This window comes from Streptomyces sp. AM 2-1-1, from assembly GCF_029167645.1.
Taxonomy (GTDB): Bacteria; Actinomycetota; Actinomycetes; order Streptomycetales; family Streptomycetaceae; genus Streptomyces.
In genome coordinates this window covers 6,833,489-6,858,415 of the sequence record NZ_CP119147.1, presented here as the reverse complement: position 1 = coordinate 6,858,415, position 24,927 = coordinate 6,833,489, and the positions used below count along the sequence as shown (strand labels likewise).

General features: G+C 74.3%; 20 protein-coding genes and 1 riboswitch. Of the genes, 4 read left to right on the top strand and 16 right to left on the bottom strand.

Annotation, left to right across the window (positions count from 1 at the left end; all coding sequences use genetic code 11):
• Positions 1-130: 130 nt before the first annotated feature.
• Positions 131-3,574 carry a phosphodiester glycosidase family protein gene (locus PZB77_RS29615; RefSeq protein WP_275495694.1) on the bottom strand — a complete coding sequence of 1,148 codons (3,444 nt, stop codon included), beginning with the start codon at positions 3,572-3,574 and terminating at the stop codon, positions 131-133.
• Positions 3,575-3,916: 342 nt separating this feature from the next.
• Here PZB77_RS29615 and PZB77_RS29610 point away from each other — a divergent pair, with 342 nt between their 5' ends.
• Positions 3,917-4,393: an NUDIX domain-containing protein gene (locus PZB77_RS29610; RefSeq protein WP_275495693.1), complete on the top strand. Its 477-nt coding sequence runs from the start codon at positions 3,917-3,919 to the stop codon at positions 4,391-4,393.
• Between the two features lie 216 nt (positions 4,394-4,609).
• Here the strand turns inward: PZB77_RS29610 and PZB77_RS29605 are convergent, their stop codons facing one another.
• The 4 genes from PZB77_RS29605 to PZB77_RS29590 all read right to left on the bottom strand — a co-directional run bounded on the left by PZB77_RS29605 (position 4,610) and on the right by PZB77_RS29590 (position 8,542).
• On the bottom strand, positions 4,610-5,650 hold the full coding sequence (locus PZB77_RS29605) for an NAD(P)-dependent alcohol dehydrogenase (RefSeq protein WP_275495692.1): 1,041 nt from the start codon (positions 5,648-5,650) through the stop codon (positions 4,610-4,612).
• 116 nt (positions 5,651-5,766) lie between these two features.
• Positions 5,767-6,543 (bottom strand): SDR family NAD(P)-dependent oxidoreductase, encoded by a 777-nt coding sequence (locus PZB77_RS29600; RefSeq protein ID WP_275495691.1) that lies wholly within the window; start codon positions 6,541-6,543, stop codon positions 5,767-5,769.
• The gene (locus PZB77_RS29595; RefSeq protein WP_275495690.1) at positions 6,540-7,223 is read right to left on the bottom strand and encodes a TetR family transcriptional regulator; all 684 of its coding nucleotides are present in this window, start codon (positions 7,221-7,223) and stop codon (positions 6,540-6,542) included. Before PZB77_RS29595 ends, PZB77_RS29600 begins: the two co-directional genes overlap by 4 nt.
• Positions 7,224-7,747: 524 nt before the next feature.
• A complete protein-coding gene (locus PZB77_RS29590) occupies positions 7,748-8,542 on the bottom strand; it encodes a GNAT family N-acetyltransferase (protein WP_275495689.1) in 795 nt (264 codons plus the stop codon).
• A gap of 443 nt (positions 8,543-8,985) precedes the next feature.
• Here PZB77_RS29590 and PZB77_RS29585 point away from each other — a divergent pair, with 443 nt between their 5' ends.
• Entirely contained in the window at positions 8,986-9,858 is an 873-nt protein-coding gene (locus tag PZB77_RS29585; RefSeq protein ID WP_275495688.1) for a SigB/SigF/SigG family RNA polymerase sigma factor, read from the top strand.
• A gap of 299 nt (positions 9,859-10,157) precedes the next feature.
• Positions 10,158-11,414, top strand: a complete 1,257-nt coding sequence (locus PZB77_RS29580) for a sulfite oxidase (protein ID WP_275495687.1) — start codon at positions 10,158-10,160, stop codon at positions 11,412-11,414.
• 24 nt (positions 11,415-11,438) lie between these two features.
• Here PZB77_RS29580 and PZB77_RS29575 read toward each other — a convergent pair whose 3' ends face one another.
• A complete protein-coding gene (locus tag PZB77_RS29575; RefSeq protein WP_275496276.1) occupies positions 11,439-12,125 on the bottom strand; it encodes an adenosylcobinamide amidohydrolase in 687 nt (228 codons plus the stop codon).
• 376 nt (positions 12,126-12,501) lie between these two features.
• On the opposite strand from PZB77_RS29575, the gene PZB77_RS29570 reads away from it, so the two are divergent.
• Positions 12,502-13,527 carry a PRC and DUF2382 domain-containing protein gene (locus tag PZB77_RS29570; RefSeq protein ID WP_275495686.1) on the top strand — a complete coding sequence of 342 codons (1,026 nt, stop codon included), beginning with the start codon at positions 12,502-12,504 and terminating at the stop codon, positions 13,525-13,527.
• Between the two features lie 128 nt (positions 13,528-13,655).
• On the opposite strand, the gene PZB77_RS29565 is transcribed toward PZB77_RS29570, so the two are convergent.
• The 10 genes from PZB77_RS29565 to PZB77_RS29520 form a co-directional block, all read right to left on the bottom strand.
• Positions 13,656-14,465, bottom strand: a complete 810-nt coding sequence (locus tag PZB77_RS29565) for an ABC transporter ATP-binding protein (RefSeq protein WP_275495685.1) — start codon at positions 14,463-14,465, stop codon at positions 13,656-13,658.
• Positions 14,462-15,478 (bottom strand): iron chelate uptake ABC transporter family permease subunit, encoded by a 1,017-nt coding sequence (locus PZB77_RS29560; RefSeq protein ID WP_275496275.1) that lies wholly within the window; start codon positions 15,476-15,478, stop codon positions 14,462-14,464. The genes PZB77_RS29565 and PZB77_RS29560 overlap by 4 nt, the downstream gene beginning before the upstream one ends.
• Positions 15,479-15,597: 119 nt before the next feature.
• Entirely contained in the window at positions 15,598-16,647 is a 1,050-nt protein-coding gene (locus PZB77_RS29555; protein ID WP_275496274.1) for an ABC transporter substrate-binding protein, read from the bottom strand.
• A gap of 61 nt (positions 16,648-16,708) precedes the next feature.
• Positions 16,709-16,897, bottom strand: a riboswitch (cobalamin riboswitch).
• A gap of 116 nt (positions 16,898-17,013) precedes the next feature.
• Entirely contained in the window at positions 17,014-18,237 is a 1,224-nt protein-coding gene (locus PZB77_RS29550) for a beta-ketoacyl-[acyl-carrier-protein] synthase family protein (RefSeq protein WP_275495684.1), read from the bottom strand.
• Positions 18,234-18,494, bottom strand: coding sequence for an acyl carrier protein (locus PZB77_RS29545; protein ID WP_275495683.1), 261 nt, complete (start codon positions 18,492-18,494; stop codon positions 18,234-18,236). Before PZB77_RS29545 ends, PZB77_RS29550 begins: the two co-directional genes overlap by 4 nt.
• Before the next feature lie 244 nt (positions 18,495-18,738).
• Positions 18,739-20,610, bottom strand: coding sequence for an acyl-CoA dehydrogenase (locus PZB77_RS29540; RefSeq protein WP_343299890.1), 1,872 nt, complete (start codon positions 20,608-20,610; stop codon positions 18,739-18,741).
• Positions 20,611-20,776: 166 nt separating this feature from the next.
• Positions 20,777-22,090, bottom strand: a complete 1,314-nt coding sequence (locus PZB77_RS29535; protein ID WP_275495682.1) for a beta-ketoacyl-[acyl-carrier-protein] synthase family protein — start codon at positions 22,088-22,090, stop codon at positions 20,777-20,779.
• Positions 22,074-23,153, bottom strand: a complete 1,080-nt coding sequence (locus PZB77_RS29530) for a beta-ketoacyl-ACP synthase 3 (protein ID WP_275495681.1) — start codon at positions 23,151-23,153, stop codon at positions 22,074-22,076. The genes PZB77_RS29535 and PZB77_RS29530 overlap by 17 nt, the downstream gene beginning before the upstream one ends.
• Positions 23,154-23,430: 277 nt before the next feature.
• On the bottom strand, positions 23,431-23,694 hold the full coding sequence (locus tag PZB77_RS29525) for a type B 50S ribosomal protein L31 (RefSeq protein WP_275495680.1): 264 nt from the start codon (positions 23,692-23,694) through the stop codon (positions 23,431-23,433).
• A gap of 184 nt (positions 23,695-23,878) precedes the next feature.
• Positions 23,879-24,760, bottom strand: a complete 882-nt coding sequence (locus PZB77_RS29520) for an ABC transporter substrate-binding protein (RefSeq protein WP_275495679.1) — start codon at positions 24,758-24,760, stop codon at positions 23,879-23,881.
• Positions 24,761-24,927: the final 167 nt, after the last annotated feature.

Genomic DNA, 24,927 nt, shown 5'->3' with positions numbered 1-24,927 from the left:
TCCGCTCCTCGGGCCGGAGTGCGTGCGGGGAGCGGGCCGCCCGGCCGGGAGCCGGGGTGCGTCGTGCGGGAAACGGTGGGGCCCGGCGGGCGGTACGGCCCGATGGGCTCGGAGCCGTACCGTCCCGGGATCAGGCCGCCGGCCGCAGGGCCCCCTCGGCGGCGATGGTGACGCGGGCGCTGCGGGTGACGCCGTCGACGGTCACCGCGAGGGTGACGGTGCCCGGCCGCAGGGCGGTGAGCGTGCCGGTGGCGGGGTCGAGGAGCGCGACGGGGCGGCCGCGCGCCCCGGTGCGACCGCCGGCGGTGTCCGCGATGCGGAGGTTCGGGGAGCCGGTCCAGTCGGCGCTGACGGGGAAGGCGACCGGCACGGAGCGCGAACCCTGGGTGATCCGGGCGGACACCTCGGCCCGGCCGCCCGCCGCGAGGAGGGCGGGGGCGTCGAGCGTGAGGCCGTCCACGTGCGCCCGCGTCTGTACGGAGATCCAGTCGGGGCCGCCCGTCCACGGCCGCAGCCGGGCCGCCGCCCGCTCGGCCGGCGGGACCCGGTCCGTGCCGATCAGGCTCCAGCCGGTGAACCCGCCCGCGTCGGCCGGACCGGAGGGTGCCTTGCCCGAATTGCCGTTGACGAGGTAGGGGACCCCGTCGACGCGGGAGGCGTGGAAGACGCCGACGTGGCTGCCGACGAGGGCGGCTCCCTTGCCGGTCGTCCGGCGGAACGAGGCGAGCCACTCCTCGACGAGGGCCGCCTCCTTGCGGTCGCTGAGCTGACTGGCCCGCTGCACGGTGGGGTCGCGCGGCGGCACGTGCTCGATCAGCACGACGGAGCCGATGGCGGGGTCGGTGGCCGCCGCGTCCAGTTGCTCGCGGAGCGCCCGGATCTGCGCGTAGCCGCCGCCCCGCAGGCTCAGGCTGGAGGTGTCGAGCGTGAGGAAGCGGGTGGACGCGTGGTCGAACGTGCGCTGGGCCGGGCCGAACCGGGCGACGAAGTCCCCGATCGTGCCCCCCATGACCTCGTGGTTGCCCGGCACGTAGATCCAGGGGAGTTCGTCGCCGAGCTCCTCGTCGAGCACCTGGCGGGCGAAGGCGAGGTCGGCGGGTGAGCCCTCGTCCACCAGGTCGCCGTTGACGACGAGGAAGTCCGGGCGTGCGGCCTTGATCTCGCGCAGGGTGCGCCGGGCCAGGGCGACGATCTCGCTGTCCGGATCGCGGGCGACGAACTGCGCGTCCGACATCACCGCGAACCGCGCGTCCCGCCCTTCCGTGACGGCCGCCGAGTCGATCAGGGGGTCCGCCACCGGCTCCCGGGCCGGCACTTCGGCGGCCGGAACGACCTGGGCCACGAGGTCGTCGATGACGACGTGGCCGGTGTAGCGCGCGGTGGCGGCGGTCTCGGCGAGGTAGAACCGGTGGACCGACAGCGGGGCCGGTGCGCCGGCGGGTACGGCGAACGTGACCTGCCGCCAGCCGGTCCAGGTCACGTACGGACCGCGGAGCAACTGGTCGGATCCGGCGGCGTCCTTGAGGTGGAGGGTGGGCCAGGCGCCCTTGCCGTCGCCGTTGATCCACAGGGTGAACGACCGGGGCCGGCCGGGAACCGCGACCGGCTGGGGCGGGGCGGCGTAGGCGGCGCGGGTGGCGGTGGACTGCGTGAAGTCGTAGGTGAGTTCCAGCCCGGTGCCGGTGCGGCCGTCCTCGGTCGCGTTCAGCGAGCCGCTCCCCCGGGCCTGGCTGAACTTCCAGGTGGCCGCGTCGTCGAAGTCGCAGACCGCCTGGTCGGCGAGGCCGACCGTGGCGGCGAGAGCGGTGGTGACGCCGTGCACCGACGCGGTGATCAGCCCCGCCGTTCCGCCGCCCGCGCGGGCGGTGACGGCGAAGGACCCCTGCCCGTCGTCGCGGACGTCGAAGAGCGCGCGGTCGTAGTCGAGGGTGACGTCCCGGGGCTCGACGGGAGCGCCGGCACCGTGGGCGTCGAAGCCGACGATGCCGAAGGTGCCGGTGGTGCCCCGGCCCGGCAGGCCGAGGCGTTCGGTGGTGGGCCGCAGGCGTGCCAGTTCGTCGAGGACGGTGAGCCGGACCGAGCCCCGGGCCCTCCCGCGTTCGGCGACGGCTTCGGTGGTGCCGCCGTGCCGGGCGGTGAAGAGGCCGCGCGCGTCCGTGGTGCCGACGCCGGGTGCGGTGGTGCGCCAGCGCGGGGCGCCGGCCGCCGGACCGTACGTCTCGTCGTGACCGGCGGCCGTCAGGGAGCGGGTGAGTCCGGGGAAGACCCGGTCGGGGTGACCGCCGGCGACGGGGTCGTCCCCCGGTGCGGAGAGGGCCGGGGTGCGGGTCCCGACCCGGTACCCGGTGAGGGTCCCGCTGCCGTCCGGCACGGTGAGAGCCAGGCCGTCGGGGACGGCGCGTTCGCTGCCGTCCGAAGGGCTGTTCTCCACCGGGAGGGCGTCGCTCCCCGGTTCCCTCGCCAACAGGGTGGAGGAGCCGCCGCCGTCCAGGTTGAGCGCGCTCCAGGCGCCCGCCTCCCGCATCATCCGCCCGAGTTCGGTGAGGGTCGCCCCGCCGCTGTCGGCCTGCCGGCCGTCCACGGTCAGCACGTGCAGGATGCGGCCGTCCCGGGAGAAGCCGACCGCGGTCCGGGGGGCGGCGGTGTTGTTGCTCCCGCCGTCGTGGTTCTGCTCCACACCGTCCACGACGAGCGGTTCACGTCCGCCGACCGCGGTGCGCGGCAGGGGCCCGTCGTCGGTGCGCACCCGGTACGAGATCTCGACGGGATCACCGGGCCGCAAGGCCTTCAGCAGTCCCGCCCCGGCTTCCCGTCCGACGAGGACGGTGGTGCCGCCGGGGACGGGGCCGCTGCCGGGCGCCGTCGACACGGAGACCACCCGGCCCTCCCGTACGGCGGCCTCGGCGACCGGCTGCGCCGCGTCCACGGTCAGCGCGCGGTCCGCGCCGCCCCAGGCGGAGGTGTACGCGCCCACCGAGCCGGCGGGGACGTCGGCCGCGTCGTACGCGCCGAGAGGATGCGTGCCGGAGGGCAGGGTGAGGGTGCCCTCGAAGTACAGGTCCAGCACCCGTCCGGCGCCCTCCGGGCCGATTCCGACCGCGTGGGAGGAGCCGGCGGCCGGCGAGTGGACGAGTGCGCCGTCCCGGACACCGGGACCCTGGGGTGCGCCGGTCTGGTTGATGTCGAAGAAGTCGCCGTTGAGGGCGGCGACGGTACGGCGCCCGGAGCCGGGGTCGTGGCCGGCCGCCAGCTCGGAGACCGTGCGCCGTTCGCCGACCTTCCCGGTGGAGAGGTAGTCGGCGCGCACGTCGCTGTGCAGGTCCACGGTGAGCGCGTCGACGCGGAGCCACTTGTCCGCTTCGAGCCGGTCGTAGGAGGTGAGCCCGATCCCGGGCGCGACGGGCCGGGAGGCTCGGGCGGTCTCGATGCCGTGGTCGTCGACGACGGGCCGCCCGGCGCCCGCCGGGAGGCTCGGTCCGGGCGGGGAGACCGGTCTGAGTACCTCGGCGGCGTTGCGGGGGCGGGGGTCGGGGGTCGTACCGGCGGCAGCCGCGGGGACGACGGCCCCCGCCATGACTCCGCAGACGGTGGCGAAGAGTAGGAGCGGCCGCGCCGGGCGGGCGGCGGACGGTGGACGTCGACGCACAAGTCCTCCTGCTGAAAGGCGGGTTGGACGGTTCATCAGCGCTTGTGGCGGACAGCGTGCCGGGGGCGTCCGAAGAGCGCCAGAGGGCAGGAGTCACGGCGGGGACAACAGAGTACGGCGGGTCCGCCACGGCGCCGGGCTCACGACGCGGCGTCAGCGCCCCCAGGACGCGCCGCACGCCGGCCGGTCCGGCGACGGGCGACCGGATCCGGCCGTCCGGTATGCCGGAACCGGTGGCGAAGGCGGCGCGATGTACGGAGAATTGACGACATGTCGATGAGCAAGCGCAGCGCGGGGGTCCTTCTCTACCGGACCGGGACCGACGGCACCGGGGTCGAGGTGTTGCTCGGCCACATGGGGGGCCCGTTCTGGGACGGCCAGGAGGATGCCGCGTGGTCGATCCCCAAGGGGGAGTACGAGCCGGGCGAGACGCCGGAGACGGCGGCCCGGCGGGAGTTCGAGGAGGAGGTGGGGCTGCCGGTGCCGGAGGGGTTGTGGGTGCCGCTGGGCCAGTCCCGCCAGCCGAGCGGCAAGATGGTGGTCATCTGGGCGGTGGAGGGCGAGGTGGACCTCGCGAAGGCGGTGTACGGCACCTTCGCCATGGAGTGGCCGCGGGGCTCCGGCGTGGTCCAGGAGTTCCCCGAGATCGACCGGGTCGCCTGGTGCACCCCGCAGGAGGCGGCGTCCCGGCTGGTGACCGGCCAGCGGGTCTTCGTGGAACGGCTGTTGGCGCACCTGCGGCCGTGAGTCCGCCGGGGGGTACGCTTCCCCGGCTCCGGTCCGACGCGGTGCGGGGCCGCCGGCCGTCCGGCGCGGATCACCGCACGGGAGCCCGCCTCCCTCCGGCCGACGTGCTCCGGACACGCCGATGCGGGCCGTCGCAGAGGTGCGGCGGCCCGCGTCGGGGTGGGGGCTCGCGAACCGGATCCGCGCCGCCCGCGGGCACGACGGATCCGGGGAGGCTCAGCCGTTGGGCAGGATGACGGCCCGGCCGTTGATCTTGCCCGCGTGCAGGCGCTCGTAGGCGAGCGGGGCCTCGTCGATGGAGTACGTCTCGACGTGGACGTCGACCGCGCCGGTGTGCGCCAGCTCGATCACCTCGGCGAGCTCCTTGCGGGAGCCCCAGTACGGCGCGCTGACGGAGGTGGCGAACGGCAGCACTCCGAAGCCCACGGGGAGCAGTCCGCCGCCGATGCCGACGATGGTGACGTCGCTGTCGACGGAGGCGACCGCTCCGGCCGTCCGCACGGTCGCCGGGACACCGACGAAGTCAAAGACGACCTTGGCCCCGACACCGCCGGTCAGCTCCCGGACCCTGGCGGCCGCGTTCTCGTCGGAGAGGACGGTCTCGTGGGCACCGACCTCGCGGGCCAGGTCCAGCTTCTCCTCGGTGACGTCGAGGGCGATGACCTTGACGGCGGTCATGGCGCGCAGCAACTGGATGGCGACGTGGCCGAGGCCGCCGGTGCCGATGACGACGGCGGTGGCGCCGGGACGCAGCTTCGGCAGCGAGCGCGTGATCGCGTGGTACGGCGTCAGGCCGGCGTCGGTCAGGGAGACGGTCTTGACCGGGTCGAGGTCGCCGATCGGGACGAGGTGGCGGGTGTCGTCGACGATCATGTACTCGGCCATGGCGCCGGGGTTGCCGAGGCCGGGCGGCATGATGCCGAGCTCCGTGGCGCGCAGGCAGTAGTTCTCACGGCCCTCGGCACAGTTCACGCAGGTGCCGCAGCCCCAGGGACCGTAGACGGCGACGTTCTCGCCGATCGAGACGCCCTGGGCGCCTTCGCCGAGCCCGACGACGGTGCCGACGCCCTCGTGGCCGAGGGTGAGCGGAAGCGGGTAGGTGAGCTCCTCGGCGGACCAGCTCATCACGGCGATGTCGGAGTGGCAGACCCCGGCCGCGGTGACTTTCAGCAGGACCTGGCCCGGTCCCGGCACGGGCTTCGGTATCTCGACCACCTCGGGTGCCCCGCCGATGGTGCGGTACTGAACTGCCTTCATGGTTCTTCCTCTCTTCTGTACCGGGCCCACCGCCGGACGCCGCTCAGGGACGGCCGGCCGGTGGTGGGCCCCTTTCCGGGCCCCCGTCGCCCCTGACACCTCCCGGGGGAGGGTGGTCAGGAGGCGGAGTAGCCGCCGTCGACCAGGTGGTAGCTGCCGTGGACGAAGGATGCGCGGTCGGAGAGCAGGAACGCGGCGAGTTCGGCGACCTCCTCCGACGTGCCCAGGCGGCCCGCGGGGTGGAGCGAGACGAGGTGGTCGCGTGCCGGGGCGTCGGTGTCGCGCAGCAGCGGGGTGTCGATGAAGCCGGGGCCCACGGCGTTGACGCGGATGTTCTGTGCCGCGTACTCCAGGGCCGCCGTCTTGGTCAGGCCGACGACACCGTGCTTGGCGGCGACGTAGGCCGGGGACTGGGCGAAGCCGTTGGTGCCGAGGATGGAGGAGATGTTGACGATGGCACCGCCGCCGGTCTTCAGGAGTTCGGGGATCTCGTAACGCATCGAGTGGAAGACGCCGCTGAGGTTGGTGGCGACGACGCGGTTCCAGTCCTCGACGGCGTACTCGCCGGTGGGCGCGGCAGGGCCGCCGATGCCGGCGTTGTTCACCGCGAGGTGGAGCACGCCGAAGGTGTCGACGGTGAAGCGCACGCCGGCTTCGACGGAGGCGGGGTCGGTGACGTCCAGCCGGACGGCGGCGGCGCGGGCGCCGGTGGCCGTCAGCTCCGCGACCGTCCTGCGGGCGCCCTCCTCGTCGTAGTCGGCGACGACGACCGCCGCGCCGCCCGCCGCGAGGCGCTTCGACAGGGCCAGGCCGATGCCGGAGGCGCCGCCGGTGACCAGCGCGACCTTGCCGGTGAACTCGGTCGCGTAGGAGAGGGTGAGGTCAGTGCTCATGATGGGGTGCTTCTTTCTGTGGTGCTGCGGTGCGCCGGTCCTGGTACACGGCCGGGTGGGGCCGGGGCCAGGAGGTCCGGGGAGAGTGCGTCGAACGCCTGGACCACGAGGGCGGGCAGGGCCGCCGGGAGGCCGCCGCGTACCCAGGCGGCTTGCGCGGCGAGCAGGGCGCCCGCTCCGGCGGCCACGGTCACCGCGGGACGCAGGTCCACGCGGCGGTCCACGCCGAGCCGGTCCGCGAGGATCGCGATCGACTCCTCCTGGGCGTCCACCCTGATGTGGTGGTAGGCCGCGTAGAGGGTCGGCTCCTCCTCGGCCAGGACCAGCAGGTCGAAGATCCGGGGGCGCAGGTGCCAGGGGCCCGCCTCCGTGTCGTCGAGCCAGTCGAGTACGGCACGGCGGTACGCGGTGAGCGGGGGTTCCGCGGCGGGGCGGGCACGCAGGGATTCATTGATGCGGTCGCCGTCGCCGCGCACGGCGTCGAGGACCGCGTCCTCCTTGCTCCGGAAGTACCGGCTGAAGGTGCGCCGGTCGACGTCGGCCGCTTCCGCGATCTCCTCGACCGTCACCTTCCGCAGTCCCCGGTCGAGTACCAACTCGAACGCGGCTCGCGCCAGCGTGTCCCGGGTCCGGCGGGCCTTGCGGCTCCGCCTCTCCGGTTCCCTCTGCTCCGTGCTCATATCTGCACCGTACACCTGAAAGTGTCGCAGTGGGACATTGGTCGCACCGGGACGTTCGGGGCGGGTTCCGGGAAGTGATCCAGCGCTCCGGCCGGTGGGATCTCGGCCGGCGCCTCACTGCCGAGGTGATCACTGCCGAGACGCGGACCGGACGGGTCACGCTCTCGCCGAAGGCTCGCCGATGAGCCGGTCGAGACCCCCGACACGCTCGTCGACGAGGGTGAACTGATCACGGAGAAGGTCACGGAGCTCGACGTCCGGCGCCACCGGCTGTGACCGGGCACCGAGGGTGGAGTGGACGGAACCGGGCGAACGGGGTCCGAGCGGACGGTCGAGGCGCGGTCGCCCCTGGAAAGCGCGACCGCTGGGCGTCACCGCGTGCCCCCCGTCCGGGCACCAGTGGTTCGACGAGCCTCCCCGGTTCCGACCCGGCTCCCGCCCGGGGCCGGACCGGGCGGGAGCCGGGCGTGACGGCGGGGCGGCGCGTATCCCCCGCGCCGCCCCGCCGTCACGCGTGCGCCGGTCTACGACGCGCGGGACGGAGCCTTCGGGGCGGTCGCGCCGCGGAAGACGATCCCCCGGCGGAGCCGGAAGCCGAGGGCCTCGTAGAGCCGGATCGCCCCGGTGTTGTCGGCCGCCGCGTGCAGGAACGGTGTCTCGCCGCGCTCCGTGATCCCGTGGGCGACGGCCAGCACCAGCCGGCCGGCGAGACCCTGGCCCCGTACGGCCGGGTCGGTGCAGACAGCGCTGATCTCGGTCCAGCCGGCCGGGTGCACCCGCTCCCCCGCCATCGCGACGAGTTCCCCGCCGCGCCGGACGCCCAGGTACGTACCCATCTCGACGGTGCGCGGGAGGAAGGGGCCGGGGCGGGTCCGCTCGACCAGATCCAGCATCTCCGGCACGTCGGCCGCGCCGAGCCGCACCGCCTCCGGGTACGCCTCCGTGCGCAGCCCTTCACCGGTCAGCTGGACACCCTCGATTTCGAAGCCGTCCTCCCAGTCCGCGGGCGGCGCCTGTGCGGCGCCCATGAACATGACGAAGGCGCCGGGCCCGGCGAGTGCGGCGGCGTCGGCCCAGTCCCGCGCGTCGGGCTCGTCGGGCATGGCCGTCCACGGGGAGACGTCGGCGGGGTAGCGGACGACGCGGCCCCGCCGTTCCGCGAAGTGCGCGTGGGGACCGTGGAGTGCGGAGAGGGACGGATGGTCCAGGGGGTGGCCGGACGGGGCCGGGCTCTCCCGCCGCGGGGCCGGGACGTCCACCGGTCCGCTCCCGTGGCTCGCGGGGGCCGGGCGGTGATCGGTGACGTGTGCCTCGGACATGCTTTTCCTCGCTCCGGGATTCCTGGGGCGCGCCGGACGTCGACGTGCATCTGGCGAGAAGCGCCTGCGGCGACCGCGTATTCCCGGGCCCCGCGGGGTTGCCCGGTACGGCTCCGCCGGGCCACCCCGGCGTGCGGGAGAAACGCGGGGGAACCGCGGTCGACCGGAGCCAGGGCAGCGCCTCGCCGGTCTGCCTTCTCCGGGACCTCAGCGGGGCACTCCGGTGCCCGCCCGCCCCACCGGGCGCCCCCGTACCGGTGGGGCCGATCCGTATCCGGACGGCCCGGCAGCCCCTCCCGGGACGGCGGGCGGGCGCCCGCGCCACAGGTTCCCGGCCAATTGCGAACTCCGGCCCTTTTAAGTTTCGCTGACGGCGCATGAGGCGTTGGACCCGGGGAAGGTGCCAGTGACTGAGGGGCACTCGACCAGAGGAGCGTGAGGGGATGACCGCACACACGGCACGGATGACGGATGTGGAACAGGCGGAGGTGGCGGACGGGCTCCCGTGGATCGAGGACGCCGGGAAGGTCGCTCCGCAGGACGCGCGTCAGCTCTCGCGCGTCTTCTTCGACCGCCTCCAGGAACTCGAGGAGGGGACCCACGCGTACCAGTACGCGCGGAACACCCTGATCGAGATGAACCTCTCCCTCGTCCGCTTCGCCGCCGGCCGGTTCCGCAACCGGGGCAGCGGCGACATGGAGGACATCATCCAGGTCGGCACGATCGGGTTGATCAAGGCCATCGACCGTTTCGACCTCACGCGCGAGGTGGAGTTCACCTCGTTCGCCGTGCCCTACATCGTCGGCGAGATCAAGCGGTTCTTCCGCGACACCAGCTGGGCGGTGCACGTCCCCCGCCGGCTCCAGGAGCTGCGGGTCGACCTCGCCAAGGCCAAGGACCACCTCGCCGTCGAGTTGGACCGTGACCCCACCGTGCAGGAACTCGCCGACCACCTCGGCCTGACGCCCGAAGAGGTCACCGAAGGCATCGTCGCCTCCAACGGCTACACGGCGGGTTCGCTCGACATGCCCACCGACAGCGGCGAGGCGGGCCGCCCGCACACGAACGGCCGCACTTTCGCCGACGTGCTCGGTGAGCCGGACTCCGCCATGGAGGGCGTGGAGAACATCCACGCGCTGGCGCCGCTCATGAGCCAACTGGACGCCCGCGAACGCCAGATCATCAACATGCGCTTCGGCCAGGAGATGACCCAGGCGCAGATCGGCGCCGAACTGGGCATCTCCCAGATGCACGTCTCACGGCTGCTCAGCCGCCTGCTGCGCAAGCTGCGCGAGGGGATGCTGACGGAGGAGTGACGCGGGTCCGGGACTGCCCGGAAGAAGAACGTGGGGCGCGGCCTTGGGGCCGCGCCCCACGTGCGTGCGCTTTCCGCCCCACGCCCTCGACAAGGCTGCGGGGCTGCGGGCGGACCCAGGTCGAAGGGGGAGGAGCGCGGTCGTCGGGCCTCGCCGGCGCTCGACTGTTGCGCGCACGTTGCAGGTTCGTGGCGGGGGGTGCGAGTCCCTTCCCGACGGGGGCCGCTCGTCCTACGGTCCGTAACCGGCCCGCGGCGAAGCCGCGCCGCACGACCGCCCGCAGCCTCCGAGGAGCGTCCATGGTTCACGCACCGATGTCCGAGTCCGCCTACGACCGGATACGGATGCGCCAGTGGGCGGACGGCCGGGCGCGGTCGGCGGGGATCGACCGGCGGGATCTGCTGAAGCTGGTGGCCGCCGCCTCCGCCGGCGTGCCGCTGGCCTCCCTCGCCGCGCCCGCGCACGCCGCCGAGTCCCTGCCCGGTGTGGTGAAGCCGCTGCCCGCCGACCTCTTCACGATCCGTGGCACCAACGCGGAGACCAACTTCGCCTCGCTGCGGGGTACGGGGCTGCTCACCCCCGCGGACCGCTTCTTCGTGCGGAACCACACCGCGACCCCCCGTATCGAGGCGGCCGACTGGAAGCTCACGGTCTGGGGCGACGGACTGACCGGCGGCCCGGTGGACTTCTCGTACGACGCCCTGCGCGCGCTGCCCTCGGTCACCCGCACCGGGTTCGTCGAATGCGCGGGCAACGCCCGCAGCTTCTACACCTCCCAGCAGAACCAGCAGGTCAGCGGCACGGCGTGGACCCTCGGCGCGATCGGCAACGCGCGCTGGCGCGGGGTGCCCCTGCGTACCGTGCTGCGCCGCGCGGGGATCGGCCGGCACGCGGTCGACGTGCTGCCGCGCGGCCTGGACGGGGAGGTCGTGACCGACGGGACGAACCTGGGGCACGTGCGCCGGCCACTGCCGGTCTCCAAGGCCCTGGACGACGTCCTCGTCGCCTACGAGATGAACGGCGAGCCGCTCCCCCCGGACCACGGACACCCGGTCCGGCTCATCGTGCCCTCCTGGGTGGGGATCGCCCACATCAAGTGGCTCGGTGACATCGAGGTGAGCGCACAGCCGCTGGTGTCCCCCTGGAACACCACGCTCTACCGGCTGTTCGGCCCCGGGTACCCGGCCGAGGGCAGCGCCCCGCTGACCCGGCAGACCCTCAAGAGCGCCTTCGAGCTGCCGATCGGTGCCTCCTTCACCGCGCACCGGCGGGTCGAGCTGACGGGCCGTTCCTGGTCGGGCGGGGCCCCGGTCCGTTCCGTGGAGATCAGTACGGACGGCGGCGGCCACTGGCGGCGGGCCCGGCTGCGCGACGCACCGCGCGCGGGGAGCTGGGTGCGCTGGTCGGCCGACTGGGTGCCGGAGCGGACCGGACCGGGTGTCCTGTCGGCCCGGGCCACGGACCGGTCGGGGCGCACCCAGCCGGCGTCCACGGCCCACAACACGCAGGGGTACCTCTTCGACGCCGTGGTCCGTCACCCGGTGACGGTGGTCTGAGGCGGGGGCGGGGCGGTCGGACCGTCACCGGCCGCCCGCACGGGGCCGCTCCCCGCCCGTGCCCCTCTCCTCGCCTTCACCGCGACGGTGGGCCAGTGCCCCGTCGAGTACGGCAGCGTGCACCGCTCTCGCCAGGCGTGCGCCCCAGCGCGACCGGGGGCCCGCGAACGGTTCCGCTCCCTGGGCGCCCGGGCCGGGCACGGCCACGCAGACGGCGTCGGTGGGAGTTCCGGAGCAGTCGAGACCGGCGTCCAGCAGCGCCTGCACCTTCGCCTCGGTGGCGGTGGCGACCGCGTTGACCAGGGCCGCGTCGCCGAGGGCGACGGGGAGGTAGACGACGATGTTGACCGTTCCGGGCGGGAGCGGGCCTCGTTCGCCGGCCGCGCGCGCGGCCGCCCAGCCCCGTACGCCGAGGCCGCTGGTGACGGTGGCCGTGACGCCGTCGTCGTACGCCTCGGTGCGGGCGCTGACGTCGGCGGCGGTCATGAGTCCGGTGCCCGGCCCGGCGAGGCCCTCCGCGGCCGCGATCTCGGCGAGGTGACGTTCCGGGTCGAGCCTGGGGTAGCCGCCGGGCACCTGGGCGTTGAGGATCCAGGCGCGCGGGCCGATGCCGCCGCCGAGGACCGCGCTGCTGCACACCCGGCTGCCGGGAGCCAGCCGCCAGACGAGGTGGCCCAGGCGGTGGCCGTCCTCGTGCCGGGTGCGCAGCAGGCCTCGTGGGGACGGGAGCTGGTGGGGTACGGAGGCGATGACGGTTCCCGGTGGTTCGGCGGCCGGCCGCGGAGGGCGGCCCTCCGGTACGGACGACGACGGCCGATCCTATGCGGGCGCCCGGCCGGCCCGGACACCGCCCGGCACCGGCTGTCCGGGCCGCCCGCCACCAGGGCCGTCACCCGTCTGGCCTAACGCGCCGGTGGCGCCGACTTCCCGGGCGGGCGCGGGCGGGGACGGCCTGGCACCCCCTCCCCGCCGGGCCCCGGACGGCCGGTGGGTTGCAGGGGCCAACCGGGTGAGGCGCGATGGAACCGGGCGTGCCGTACCTGAGTGGACCCACCACAGGACGCGTCCGGGCGAGGAGGCATCGGTCATGGCAGCCGCTGACGGTTTCACGGATTCCGGAGAGCTCGACGGTCTCACCGTCTACGACAACGGGGGCGAGAAGGTCGGCAGTGTCGGCCGGGTGTACGTCGACGACGACACCGGCAAGCCCGACTGGGTCACGGTCAAGACCGGCATGTTCGGGATGAAGGAGAGCTTCGTCCCGCTCGCCGGAGCCCGGCGGGTCGGCGCCGACCTGCATGTGGCGCACCCGAAGGAGAGCGTCAAGGAAGCGCCCCGGGTAGACGCGGACGCCCACCTCTCCGTCGCCGAGGAGGAGGAGCTCTACCGCCACTACGGACTCACCAGGAAGCCGCGGAGCTCCGCCGGGACGGGGACGGGCGCGGACGGCAGGACGACGGCCGGGACGGGGGCGATGGGCGCCGCGGCAGGTGGCGCGGCGGGCGCCGGAGCGGCGGGCACGGCGCGCACCACCGGTACCGGCAAGGCGGCCGGCGGCGCCGCGGGCACGACGGGCACCGGCATGACCGGCGCCGGTACGCACCCGGGTTCCGACGCCGCGGCCGGCACCCGGCCGCTGGCAGGCGCCGGCGCGGGTACGAGGTCCGCCGCCGACATGACCAAGGGCGATCTCGCGGGGCGGGAGGAGATGATCCGCTCCGAGGAGCAGCTGCGGGTCGGCACGGAGGAGTACGAGAGCGGACGGGCCCGCCTGCACAAGTACGTCGTGACCGAGGAGGTCACCCGTACGGTGCCCGTCTCGCACGAGGAGGTGCGCATGGTCCGCGAGCCGCTGGCACCCGGCGAGAAGGTGACCGGGCAGACCGCCATCGGCGACCAGGACGTGGAGGTGACCCTGCACGCCGAGCGGGCGACCGTGCGCAAGGAGGCCGTGCCGGTGGAGCGCGTACGGCTGGAGAGGGAACGGGTGACCGAGCAGAAGGAGGTCTCCGCCGAGGTCCGCAAGGAGAAGATCGACTACGCGGACGGCACGGACGCGGGGACCGGCAAGGACAGGGGCGGCGGTGAGTTCGGGAGGGGTCGGCGCCACTAGCCGGACGCCGCCGCCGGCGGCGCGACGGGCCGGGACGCCGCCCGGCCGTCCGGGGTCATGACGAACGGGGTGCGGGGCGGGTCCGTGCGACGGATCCGCCCCGCACCCCGTGTGCCCCACGCCCGACGTCACACGCCGTCGAGGGGCGCGGAGCGGACGGCCGCCGGCAGGAACCGCACGCTGGGGCGCCCTCGCGGGCCCTCCCGGGTGACCACCGACCGCACCCGGTAGACGTCCGCGATCAATTCCTCGGTGATCACCTCGTCCGGGGTGCCCGCCGCGACCACCCGTCCCCCGTCCATCACGGTGATCAGATCGCAGAAGGTCGCGGCCAGGTTCAGGTCGTGCAGGGCGACGACACAGGTGAGGGGCAGTGAGGACACCAGTGACAACAGCTCCAGCTGGTGCTGGATGTCGAGGTGGTTGGTGGGTTCGTCCAGGAGCAGTTCGCGGGGCTCCTGGGCCAGGGCGCGGGCGATCTGGACCCGTTGGCGTTCGCCGCCGGACAGGGTGTGCCAGGACTGCCCGGCCCGGTCCGTGAGTCCGGTCCGCTCCAGGGCCCGCCGGACGGCTGCGTCGTCCTCCGGCCCCGGTGCGGACCAGGCGCGGCGGTGCGGGATGCGGCCCAGGCGTACGACGTCGAGCACGCTCAGTTCGACCTGGGTCGCCGCGTGCTGGTCGACCACCGCGACCCGCTGGGCCACCGTGCGCCGGCCGGTCGCGGCGAGCGGCTCCCCGTCGAGGGTGACGAGGCCGCCCTCGGGCGGCAGGACACCCGCGAGCACCCGCAGCAGGGTGGACTTCCCGGAGCCGTTGGGGCCGATGAGGCCGACGGTGGAGCCGGGCGGCGGGGCGAGGGTCACGCCGTCGAGGATGAGGCGGCCGCCGGCCGCGCGGCTCACCCGGTCGGCCCGCAGCCCGGTGTCGTGGGCGCTCATGCGACACGCCGGGTGCGGTACAGGACCAGGACGAAGGCGGGGACGCCGATCAGTGCGGTGACCACGCCCACCGGCACCTCCTGCGGATCCAGCACGGTCCTCGCGAGGGTGTCCACCCAGACCAGGAAGATCGCGCCGGCCAGCGCGGTCACCGGAAGCAGCCTTCGGTGTCCCGAACCGGCGAGGGCACGGGCGGCGTGCGGCAGCACCAGGCCGACGAAGCCGATCGCCCCGGCGGAGCTGACCAGCGCGGCGGTCAGCAGCGCCGTGGTGCAGAGCAACACGGTCCGGGTGCGGGTTACACGGACGCCGAGGGTGGCCGCCGCGTCCTGGCCGAACGCGAAGGCGTCGAGCGTACGGGCGTGGCCCAGGCAGATCAGCAGGGCGAACACGACCACCCCGGAGCAGAGCCGGACGTCCGTCCAGCCGACTCCGCCGAGCGAGCCGAGCAGCCAGAAGAGCACCCCGCGTGTCTGCTCGGCGTCGGCGGCGGTCATCACGACGAAGGAGGTGAGCGCCGAGAAGAGCTGCATCGCCGCCACGCCCGAGAGGACGACCCGGTCCGTGCTGCCGCCGAGGGTGTGGCTCAGCAGGAGGACGAGGGCGAACGAGGCGAGCGCCCCCACGAACGCGCCCGCCGAGAGGGACACCGCTCCCCCGCCGACGCCCAGCACGACGACCACGACCGCGCCGGTCGACGCCCCGGAGGAGACGCCGAGGACGAACGGGTCGGCGAGGGGGTTGCGGAGCAGGGACTGCATGACGGTCCCGCACACCGCGAGCCCGGCGCCGCAGACCGCGGCGAGCAGGGTGCGCGGCATCCGGAGGTCCCACACGATGCCGTCGCGGAGCGGACTCAGTTCCGTGGTGCCGAGGCCCAGATGTGCGGCCACCACCGACCACACGTCGGCGACGGAGATCCGGGCCGGCCCGATGGTGACGGCGACCGCGACGGAGAGCAGGAGGAGAAGGACACCGCCGCCCCACAGGAGCGGCTTGGGCAGCGTGCGCAGGGCCGTCCGGCGCCCGGCCGCCGCAGGGGGGCGGGGAGCGGTGCCTTCGAGAAGACCCGACGGCCGCCGGAGACCCGTGCTCACCGGTTCGTGGCCGGCCGTCGTCCGGTGGTCGGCCGTCACCCGGCGAGCCCGAACCCGCGCAGCCCCGCCGCGACGCGCTCGATCCCCTCCACCGTGCGGATGGTGGGGTTCATGGCCTGGCCGCTGAGCAGGACGTACCGCTTGTTCCGTACGGCGTCCATGTTCCTGGTGGCCGGGTTGGACTCCAGGAACGCGATCTTCTTCCCGGCGCTCTCGGCGGTCTGCGCATCGCGGGTGAGGTCGCCGATGACGAGGACGTCCGGGTCACGGTCCGCGACGGTCTCCCAGTTGATCTGGGGCCACTCCTCGTGGGTGTCGTCGAAGACGTTCTCCGCGCCGAGTGCGGTGGTGATGATGCCGGGCGCCCCGCAGCAGCCCGCCATGTAGGGGGCCTGGGAGTTGGCGAACCAGTAGAGCAGCGTGGTGCCGGAGGCGTCGATGCCCGCCGTCGCCTTCGTCACCCGGTCCCGGAGACCGGCGACGAGCGCCTCCCCGCGCTCCCGGACACCGAACACCGCGGCCAGGTCGCGTATCTCGGTGTAGACGCTGTCCAGCGTGAGGGAGGCGGAGCGGGCTCCGTCGCCGTCGCCGCTGTTGTCCTTGCCGGTGCAGTCGGCGGGCGAGACGTACGTGGGGACGCCCAGGTCCTCGAACTGCTCCCGGGGGGCGACCCCGCCCTTGCCGAGTGTGGACTCGAACGAGGCGCTGACGAAGTCGGGTTCCCGCTCCAGCACCTTCTCCGAGGAGGGGGCGTTGTCGGAGAGCCTCGGCACCCCGGCGTTGGCCTTCTCCAGGCCCTTCATGACGGGATCGGTCCAGGTGGCGGTGGCGGCGAGCCGGTCGGCGAGGCCGAGGGAGAGCAGGATCTCCGTCGATCCCTGGTTGAGGGAGACGGCGTGGTGCGGGGCCGCGGCGACGGTGACGGTGCGTCCGCAGTTGTGCAGCGTCACCGGATAGCCGTCCCCGGAGTCGGCGGACGCGCGGGAGGCGCCCGGTGTGCCGGCGCCACCCCCGCAGGCGGTCAGCAGCAGGATTCCCGCCGTCAGCAGGGCAGCGGAACGGGCGGAACGGGCCATGGGCGGCACGAGGTACCTCGGCGTCTCTGGGCCCATGCGCGGGGCCCGTTGTACGGAGTACTGCGTCCCGTACGGGGCGCAGGGCGCCAGCAGGTCTTCGGACTCGGGTTCGTGCGGACGGGGCGCCTTCCCAGGACACCCGTGGGTCTCCCAGTGGCCATGGCCCCGCCCGTCCCCCTCACCGCTGCGCGTCAGTTCCGGATTCGCACCGGATTCCCTGACCCCTGTGTGGAGTACGACTGGCACTGGGAAGCTATCACGCCCTTCCGGGCGCTCCGGGCCCCGCTCCGGTCCCGCACGGCTGCCCCGCGGGACCGGAGCGGCCGGGCGGTCCCGGACGGTGATCGTGTGACGGCTCCCTCCGGCTCCGACCGCTCAGGGGAGACGTAACGCGATCACCGCGTTGTGGCCGCCGAACCCGAAGGAGTGGCTGACGGCACGGCGGACGGGGACGGGCCGGGGCGCTTTGGTGACGCAGTCGATGTCGAACCCGGGCGCCGGGGCGTCCAGGTTGGCGATCGGCGGGACGAGTTGGTGCTGGAGGGTGAGCACGGTGAGCGCGGCCTCGATGGCACCCGCCGCCCCCATGCAGTGGCCGAGCACCCCCTTGGGGGCGGTGACCGGTGGCCGGTGGGGGTAGGCCCGGGCGATGAGGGCGGCCTCGGTGGCGTCGTTGAGCGGGGTCGCCGTGCCGTGCGCGTTGACGTGGCCGACGTCCTCGGCGCACCAGCCGGCATCCCGCAGGGCGGCTTCGACAGCCGCTCCGGCCACCTTGCCGGAGGGATGCGGACTGGTGGGGTGGTGGGCGTCGGTGGTCGCCCCGGTGCCGGCGATCAGGGCCCGGGGTACCGCTCCCCGGGCCAGCGCGTCCTCGGCCCGCTCCAGCACCATGATGGCGGCCCCCTCCCCCATGACGAGGCCGGCGCGGTCCTCGGCGAACGGGCGGCAGAGCCGCGACGGGTCGCCGTCGGGCAGGGCCGCGGCTCCGGAGCGGGCCAGGCCGGTCATCGCCACCGGGAAGACGATCGACTCGGTGGCCCCGGCGACGGCGATGTCGCACTGGCCGCTCACCAGCATGTCCCGGGCGACCGACAGGGCCGTGACCCCGGAGGAACAGGCCGTGCACGGCGCCAGACTGGGGCCGGTGGCGCCGAGCTGGATCGCGATTTCGGCGGCCGGCATGTTGGGGATGGTGAGGAGGATGCCCGCCGGTGAGGACGCCTCGGCGCCCTGCCGGTCCAGCACCACGGCCTGCTCGGAGAGGGCCGCCGACCCCCCGCTGCTGGTGCCCACCACGACCGAGACCCGGGCGCCGTCCCAGCCGCCCGGGTCGAGCCCCGCGTCGGCCACCGCCTCCCGTGCGGCGAGCACGGCGAACTTGACGTACTTGCCCATCCGGTAGGCGGTACGGCCGCCGACGGCCTCGTCCAGGTCGATGCCGGTGACCGTGCAGGCGAAGTCGACCGCGCACCCGCGGAGTTCGGGAACGGTGCGGGCCGAGGACACCCCGGCGAGCACGCCCTCCCAGGTGGACGCCGTGTCGTTGCCGGCCGGGGTGATCATGCCCAGTCCGGTGACGGCGATCTCGGGCCGCTTCATCGGGCGTTGCTCACCGGCTCCTTGCGGCGGGACGCCGCACGGATGAACTCCGAGATGTCCGCCAGGGTGGCGTCCCGGTGGAGGGTGTCGACCGGTGTGTGGATACCGAGGTTCTCCTTGATGATGACGGCGAACTCCGCCACCGCGAGCGAGTCCATCTCCAGGCTGTCCATCGTGGACTCCGGGTGGATCTCGGCCGGGGGCACCTTGAACGTGTCGGTCAGCACGCCGACGATCTTCGGATGAATGGCCTTCATGATCTTCCTCTTGTATGCGGCTCACGGCCGGGGCACGGCGGGCGCGTTCAGCGGTCCCATGCCCGGGTAACTGCCGCGGCCCCGTCTGGTTACGCCCTCCGACGAACCGATTCCTCTACGCCCACCTGCGGCTTCTTCCGCACCATCGAGACGACGAACACCGTTCCCCAGTAGGCCAGGAGGACCGCTTTCGTCCCCAGCGAACCCGCCGCCTCGCGTGGCCGCCGGGTCCGTCCGCCGCCCGTCATCGGGTGGCGCCTTCCGCCGTACGGACAGGGGTGCGGTGCCAGGGGCCCGCGGGGTCGTCGTGGGCGTCCGCGTAGGCAGCCCCCGCGATCGGGCGGTCGGCGAAGACCTCGTCCGGCAGGGCGAAAGACTCCACCAGCGCGGGGGCGTGGGCGGCGACGGCGGCCACCGCCTCCTCGTACAGGTCGGGCAGGGCACGTACCTGTTCGGCCGTCACCCGTCCGACGGCCAGCAGTTCCCCGGCCGCGCGGCCGGCCTGCCGCAGCAGGAACAACCGCTCGACCTCGGCGAGCCGCCGGCGCGCGGGTCCCTCCGGCAAGGCGGCCAGGGACGTCGCGAACGCCTCGGCGGCCTGGCGCGCGGCGTGCGCCTCCACCCCCCGCAGGGCGGCGCCCGAAGCGGCGTTCCAGCGCCCGAGCGCGTCGCCGGGCGGGGCGGCACTCATCCGCGAGCGGGCCCGGGCGAACCACGCGGCCTCCGTGTCGGCGAGCAGTCCGCGCAGGAAGGCCGGGTCGCGCAGATCGCCGACCGGCGCCTCCCCCTCGCCGGAGCGCTCCCCAACGGCGTCCGGGGCCGAGAGCAGCATCTCGGCCGCGGCCTTGGCCTGCACGGCGAGGTTGTCGCCCTCGGCGGTGATGGTGCCCTCGATACCGGTGACCAGCTCCGCGAGCCCGTTGTGTTCCAGCAGGCCCTGGGCACCGCAGCGTTCGCGGCACTCGACGATCACGTCCCGCGCCCGCCAGGTGATCCACCCCTTGGCGACGGCGACCAAGCGTTCCGCGTCCGCCCGGCCGTCCGCGTCCGTACTCGATTCCCACCGGTCGAGCGCCCGGCGGTGCAACAGGCTCATGGCGAAGACCGTCGCGAGCGCGTCGGCCAGGGGGCCGTGGTGGGTGCGGTGGGCGTAGACGGGGACACTGCCGGTACCGCGTGGGCCCGCGACCCTGCGGTGCCCGGCGTACCGCACGGCGAGGGCGAGCGCGACGCGCGCCGAACCGACCGCGCAGGCGCTCATGGCCAGCTTGCCGGGGGTGACCCTGCCGATGGAGACGAGCAGGCGCCGCCGTCTGCTCGCGAGCGCGCTGCCGAACTCCCCGCCGTCGCCGACGTGCCCCTGGACTCCGGCGAGCAGCGCCGTGCGAGCCACGAAGCAGTCGTCGAACGAGGTGAGGCAGTGGTCCACCGGTGACCCCATCCGGGCGGGCAGCGGGCGGACCCGGACACCCGGGCGGGTCCCGGTCCCGTCGGTGAGCGGGACCAGCAGGAGGAAGACGCCGTGGTCCGTCCCGTCGACGACGAGCCGGGCGGCGACCAGGCCGCTCTTGGGGCCGCCCGCCTCGCTGGTGTTGGGCATGAACTTCTGTGCACGGGCGTGCGGGGTGCGCACCACGAAGCCGTCACGGTCGTGGTCGTACGTGGCGGTCGTCTCCACCTCGGTCACGTCGTTGCCGTGCGCGACCTCCGTACAGAGGAAGGTGCCGACCTCGTCCATCCGCAGGTAGGCGGAGAGGTCGCGGCGGCCCTCCGGGTCGTGGTCGAGCAGGCTGCCGAGGAAGAGGTTGTAGTGGATCCCCGCGAGGGTCGTGAGGGTGGGGTCGACCGGCCCGAGCCACTCGTGCAGCGCGGTGAGGGCGCGCACGTCGCAGGCGAGCCGGGCCGCGCTGTCGAGCGAGCGGTTGATCAGCCTCAATCGTGCGTATCCGAGATCGAGTTGTTCCCGGGGGGTGGCACAAGTGCGGCGCCGGAAGGGCTCGGTGGTCGTCAGCTTGCGCCAGAAGGCGTGCTCGGTGCGGAAGTCGGGGCCGAAGAGCACGGTGGTCAGGGCGTCCCTGACGGCGGTGGACGGCGCCGGGGCGGGAGGAGGGGTCATGCACGATGAACGATCACGGAACGGGGAGGACACCCCCGGCGCCGCCGGTCGTGGTGGAGTACCGCCAGGTGGAGCCGGCGGGCTCGTCGCGGGAGGGCGGGCCGCCTGCGGGGCCCGGCGCGCCCACCCCCCGACGTCGCTGCGTAGGCACCTTCATGATGATCCGTCAGGCGCGCCGGAAGGCCAGGGCGACATTGTGGCCGCCGAATCCGAACGAGTGGCTCACGGCGGTCTCGGCCTCCTGCGCGCGCGGCTCCTTCACCACGCAGTCGAGCGCGAACGCGTCGGTCACCGAGTCGAGATTGGCGATCGGGGGTACCAGCCGGTGCTCCAGCGTCAGCACGGTCGCCACGGCCTCGATGGCCCCCGCCGCCGCGAGGGTGTGTCCCACGACGCCCTTGGGCGCGGTGACCGTGGGCGCGTGCGGGAAGATCCGGCCGATGAGGGCGGCCTCCATCGCGTCGTTGAGCAGGGTCGACGTGCCGTGGGCGTTGACGTGGTCGACCTCCCCGGCGGCCCAGTCGGCCTGCCGCAGGGCCTCTTCGACGGCGCGTTGCGCGCCCCGGCCGTCCGGTTCGGGCGCCGTGGGGTGGTAGGCGTCGGTGCTGGACCCGGCCCCGGCGAGGAAGGCGCGTGCACGCCCGCCCCGGGCCCGTACGTCCCGCTCGCGTTCGAGTACGAGCATGGCGGCGCCCTCACCCATGACGAAGCCGTCCCGGTCGGCCGCGAACGGGCGCGAAGCCCTCGCCGGATCGTCCGACCGGGTGGAGAGGGCGCCCATCCGTGCGAACGCGGTGACGACGAGCGGAGTGAGCACGGATTCGGCGCCACCGGCCACCACGATGTCGCACTGGCCGGTGTTCAGCAGATCGCGGGCGACACCGATGGCCGTCGCGCCGGAGGCGCAGGCCGTGACGGGGGCGAGACTCGGTCCGCGCGCCCCCAGCGCGATGGCCACCTCCCCGGCGGCGGCGTTCGGGATCATCATGGGGACGAGCAGCGGCGACACGGCGTCCGGCCCGTCGTCCGCGAGCCGGCGGGCGTTGTCGACGAGTACCGAGACCCCGCCCACTCCGACGCCCAGCACCACGCCGACCCGGCCGCCGTCCCACCTCGTGGGGTCGTGTCCGGCGTCCGCGACCGCCTGCCGGGCGGCGACGAGGGCCAGTTTCACGAAGCGCGCCATCCGCCACACGGAGCGTCCGCCGACCGTCGCGTCGAGGTCGATGCCCTCCACCGGGCAGGCGAAGTCGACCGGCAGGCCCGCGAGTTCGTCGCATCTGCGGGCCGTGGCGCGGCCGGAGCAGAGCCCGGCCCAGAAGGTGTGCTCGTCCGCCCCGGCGGGGGTGACCACCCCGAGACCGGTGACGGCCACGTCGTCCGGACTCCCGCGGTGCGCGCGGTGACGGGGCGCGTCCGCCGACTCGGCGTCCCGGTTCGGGGACATGGCCCTGGTGCTCCTGTCAGCCGACTGCGACATGCCCGGTTCCTTCCGTCGTGGTCGTCCGCGGACTCCCCGGCGTTCCTTCCGTGGTGGTGGGCGGCGGGGCACCGGGCCAGCGCAGGGCCGCGGAGCCCCAGGTGAGGCCGCCCCCGAACGCGGTGATCAGCACGCGGTCCCCCGCTCGCAGGCGCCCCCGGTCCGCCGCGTCCGCCAGCGCCAGTGGGATGGAGGCGGCGCCGGTGTTGCCCACACGGTCCAGGTGGGTGACACAGCGGTCCGGTCCGATGCCGACCCGTTCGGCGACCGCGCTCAGGATGCGGCCGTTGGCCTGGTGCGGCACGAAGTGATCGACGTCGGCCGGATCCCAGCCCACGGACGCCAGAAGAGTCCGGCAGGATGCGGTCATGCGCGGCACGGCGTGCTCGTAGACCGTGCGGCCCCGCATGCGGAAGAAGGTGTCGCCCTCGGCGGGCGCGCCGCCGGTGGCGCGGGACCGGGCACCGCCCCCCGGCACGGTGATCAGGTCACGGCCCGTACCGTCGCTGCCCAGGTCGAAGGCGAGGATCTCGCCGGGGTCGCCCCTGCGGCCGGCCGCGATCAGCGCGGCTCCCGCGCCGTCGCCGAAGACCACGCCGGCCGAGCGGTCCTGGGGGTCGAGCCAGGTGGAGTAGACGTCCGCGCCCACCAGGAGGATCCGTCGGTAGAGGCCGGAGGCGACCAGCCCGTGGCAGACGGCGAGTCCGTAGACGAAGCCGCTGCAGACGGCCGCGATGTCGAACGCGGGGACCGTCCCCAGCCCGAGCCGGGCGGCGAGGGCGGGCGCCGTACCGGGGCAGAGGTGGTCGGGGGTGGCCGTGGCGAGCACCAGCGCGTCCACCGGACCCGGCACGGACCCGTCGACGAGCCGGCGGGCCGCCTCGTGGGCGAGGTCCGAGGTGGAGAGTCCGGGGCCGGCCCGGTGCCGGCTCACGATGCCGGTGCGACGGCGCACCCATGCGTCGTCCACGCCCCACGCCTGCGGCAACGCGTCGTTGCCCACCGGCTGTCCCGGCACCCACCCCGCGACGCCTTCCAGCACCGCCGTCCGTACGCTCGTCACCCGTCCCCCCACTCCCCTGATCGGTCCGTACCCTGTCATGCGAACGGTGCGAGGGACCGCGAGGATGCGTTCGACTAGCCCGAACGGGTGCTTGACGCTCGCCTGTACGAGTGGAGATCGGCCCAACCGGTGGCGCAGCGCGCGCCGATCGGTCACTTTCCTGCCGTCGCGGGGGCGTACACCGCGTTCCGCTCCCTCCGGGCAACCGGCCGGAGTACGCGACGCGGCCGTCGCGGAACGGACGCCGCGGGAGCGGAACCAAGGGCAGGACCTGCGCTCAGGAACCTTCCTCACGTCCCGCTTCCCCGTATCGCCGTTCGAACTTGGCCACCTGCCCCTCGGCGTCGACGACCCGTGCGCGGCCGGTGTAAAAGGGGTGGCTCTCGGCGGAGATCTCGACGTCGACGACGGGGTAACTCTCGCCGTCGTCCCAGGTGATGGTCTGCTCGCTGGTCGCCGTGGACCGGGTGAGGAAGGCGTATCCGGCAGACCGGTCGCGGAACACGACGGGACGGTAGTCGGGGTGTTTGTCCTGTTGCACGGGGGCTCCCGGGGGCTGGGGCGGAAGGGCGTCCGTCCCCACCTCTTCCGGTGGAAGGGGCGGGACGGATGCCCGGTCGTCCTGACCACCTTCTCCACCCCGGCCCGGGCACGCGATCCGTGACCGCCGTACGGGGCGGTCCGTACGGGCCGCGGGCCTGGCTCCCGCCGCCCGCGTCCCCGTCTCACTCCTCGCGTACGGAGTCCAGTGCGTCGGCGACCAGCGTGAGGAAGCGGGCGTGTGCGTGCGGGCTGCAGAGCGGCTCCGGGTTCCAGGGCACGACGAGGGTCCCGGCATCGAGCAGCGCGGCCCAGTCGGGCTGGGAGCGCAGGCCGTCCAGCGGCGCCGCGTTGACACGGACGTCCGTGAGCAGGACGCGGGGCGCCGACGCGGCCACCTCGGCCCACGACGCGGTGTGCCAGTTGACGCCGGGGCCCGGCGGCGGTTCGACGAGACCGACGCCCAACTCCTCGAGGACCGCCAGTTCGGGCCATTGGGCCGGCCGGGCGACGTACGCCTGCTCCGGGCCGGCCGGGGAGAGCGCCGTCACCGGGACCGCGCCGCCGGCGACGGTGGCGCGCAGCCGGGTCCGGGCGGCAGACAACTCCTCCTCCGCCCGTGGGAGTCCACGTGCGCCGAGCGAGCGCGCCAGGTCCGCGAAGCGTGCGGAGATCGCGGCCAGCGTGCGGGACGGACCGACGTCGATCACCACGAGTGGCACCTGCTCCTCCAGGTGCTTGGCGGCGTCCGGGTCGAGTCCGTACACCTGTCCCCCGCCGTAACTGACGGCCACCACCAGGTCGGGGGCGCCGCGCAGCAGGGCGTCCGCGTCGAGGGCGGTACCCGCCCCCAGGTAGCGCACGCCGTCGAGCGGGAGCTCCCCCGTCTTCGCCGTGTCGATGTCCGGGCCGTCGTGCCCGGAGCCGAAGAGGCCCCAGGAGGGGACCCCCAGGTCCCACAGGGTGGCGCCCGCCTGCACGTACGCCAGCACCCGCCCGGGGAGTCGCGGCGACTCCGACACCCGGCCCCGGTCGTCCGAGAAGCGCCACCCGCTCTGTTCCGCCACGTCTCCCACCCCTCCGTCCGTGCTGCTCCGCGCCGCCCGTAGCGCCTCTCGCACTGATGTACTTGCCCACCTCCACACCGCCGCACCCCTCGTCGAGGCTCTTCGAGGGGCGCCGTCGCGGTGCGCTTCCGGGGCGGCACCGATCGTGCGGCGGGCCGTCGGCGGTG

Bases quoted from the DNA above. Each gene is read 5' to 3' on its own strand.
- PZB77_RS29615 (WP_275495694.1), bottom strand. From the start codon at position 3,574: ATGGCGGGGGCCGTCGTCCCCGCGGCTGCCGCCGGTACGACCCCCGAC.
- PZB77_RS29610 (WP_275495693.1), top strand. From the start codon at position 3,917: ATGTCGATGAGCAAGCGCAGCGCGGGGGTCCTTCTCTACCGGACCGGG.
- PZB77_RS29605 (WP_275495692.1), bottom strand. From the start codon at position 5,650: ATGAAGGCAGTTCAGTACCGCACCATCGGCGGGGCACCCGAGGTGGTC.
- PZB77_RS29600 (WP_275495691.1), bottom strand. From the start codon at position 6,543: ATGAGCACTGACCTCACCCTCTCCTACGCGACCGAGTTCACCGGCAAG.
- PZB77_RS29595 (WP_275495690.1), bottom strand. From the start codon at position 7,223: ATGAGCACGGAGCAGAGGGAACCGGAGAGGCGGAGCCGCAAGGCCCGC.
- PZB77_RS29590 (WP_275495689.1), bottom strand. From the start codon at position 8,542: ATGTCCGAGGCACACGTCACCGATCACCGCCCGGCCCCCGCGAGCCAC.
- PZB77_RS29585 (WP_275495688.1), top strand. From the start codon at position 8,986: ATGACCGCACACACGGCACGGATGACGGATGTGGAACAGGCGGAGGTG.
- PZB77_RS29580 (WP_275495687.1), top strand. From the start codon at position 10,158: ATGGTTCACGCACCGATGTCCGAGTCCGCCTACGACCGGATACGGATG.
- PZB77_RS29570 (WP_275495686.1), top strand. From the start codon at position 12,502: ATGGCAGCCGCTGACGGTTTCACGGATTCCGGAGAGCTCGACGGTCTC.
- PZB77_RS29565 (WP_275495685.1), bottom strand. From the start codon at position 14,465: ATGAGCGCCCACGACACCGGGCTGCGGGCCGACCGGGTGAGCCGCGCG.
- PZB77_RS29550 (WP_275495684.1), bottom strand. From the start codon at position 18,237: ATGAAGCGGCCCGAGATCGCCGTCACCGGACTGGGCATGATCACCCCG.
- PZB77_RS29545 (WP_275495683.1), bottom strand. From the start codon at position 18,494: ATGAAGGCCATTCATCCGAAGATCGTCGGCGTGCTGACCGACACGTTC.
- PZB77_RS29540 (WP_343299890.1), bottom strand. From the start codon at position 20,610: ATGACCCCTCCTCCCGCCCCGGCGCCGTCCACCGCCGTCAGGGACGCC.
- PZB77_RS29535 (WP_275495682.1), bottom strand. From the start codon at position 22,090: ATGTCGCAGTCGGCTGACAGGAGCACCAGGGCCATGTCCCCGAACCGG.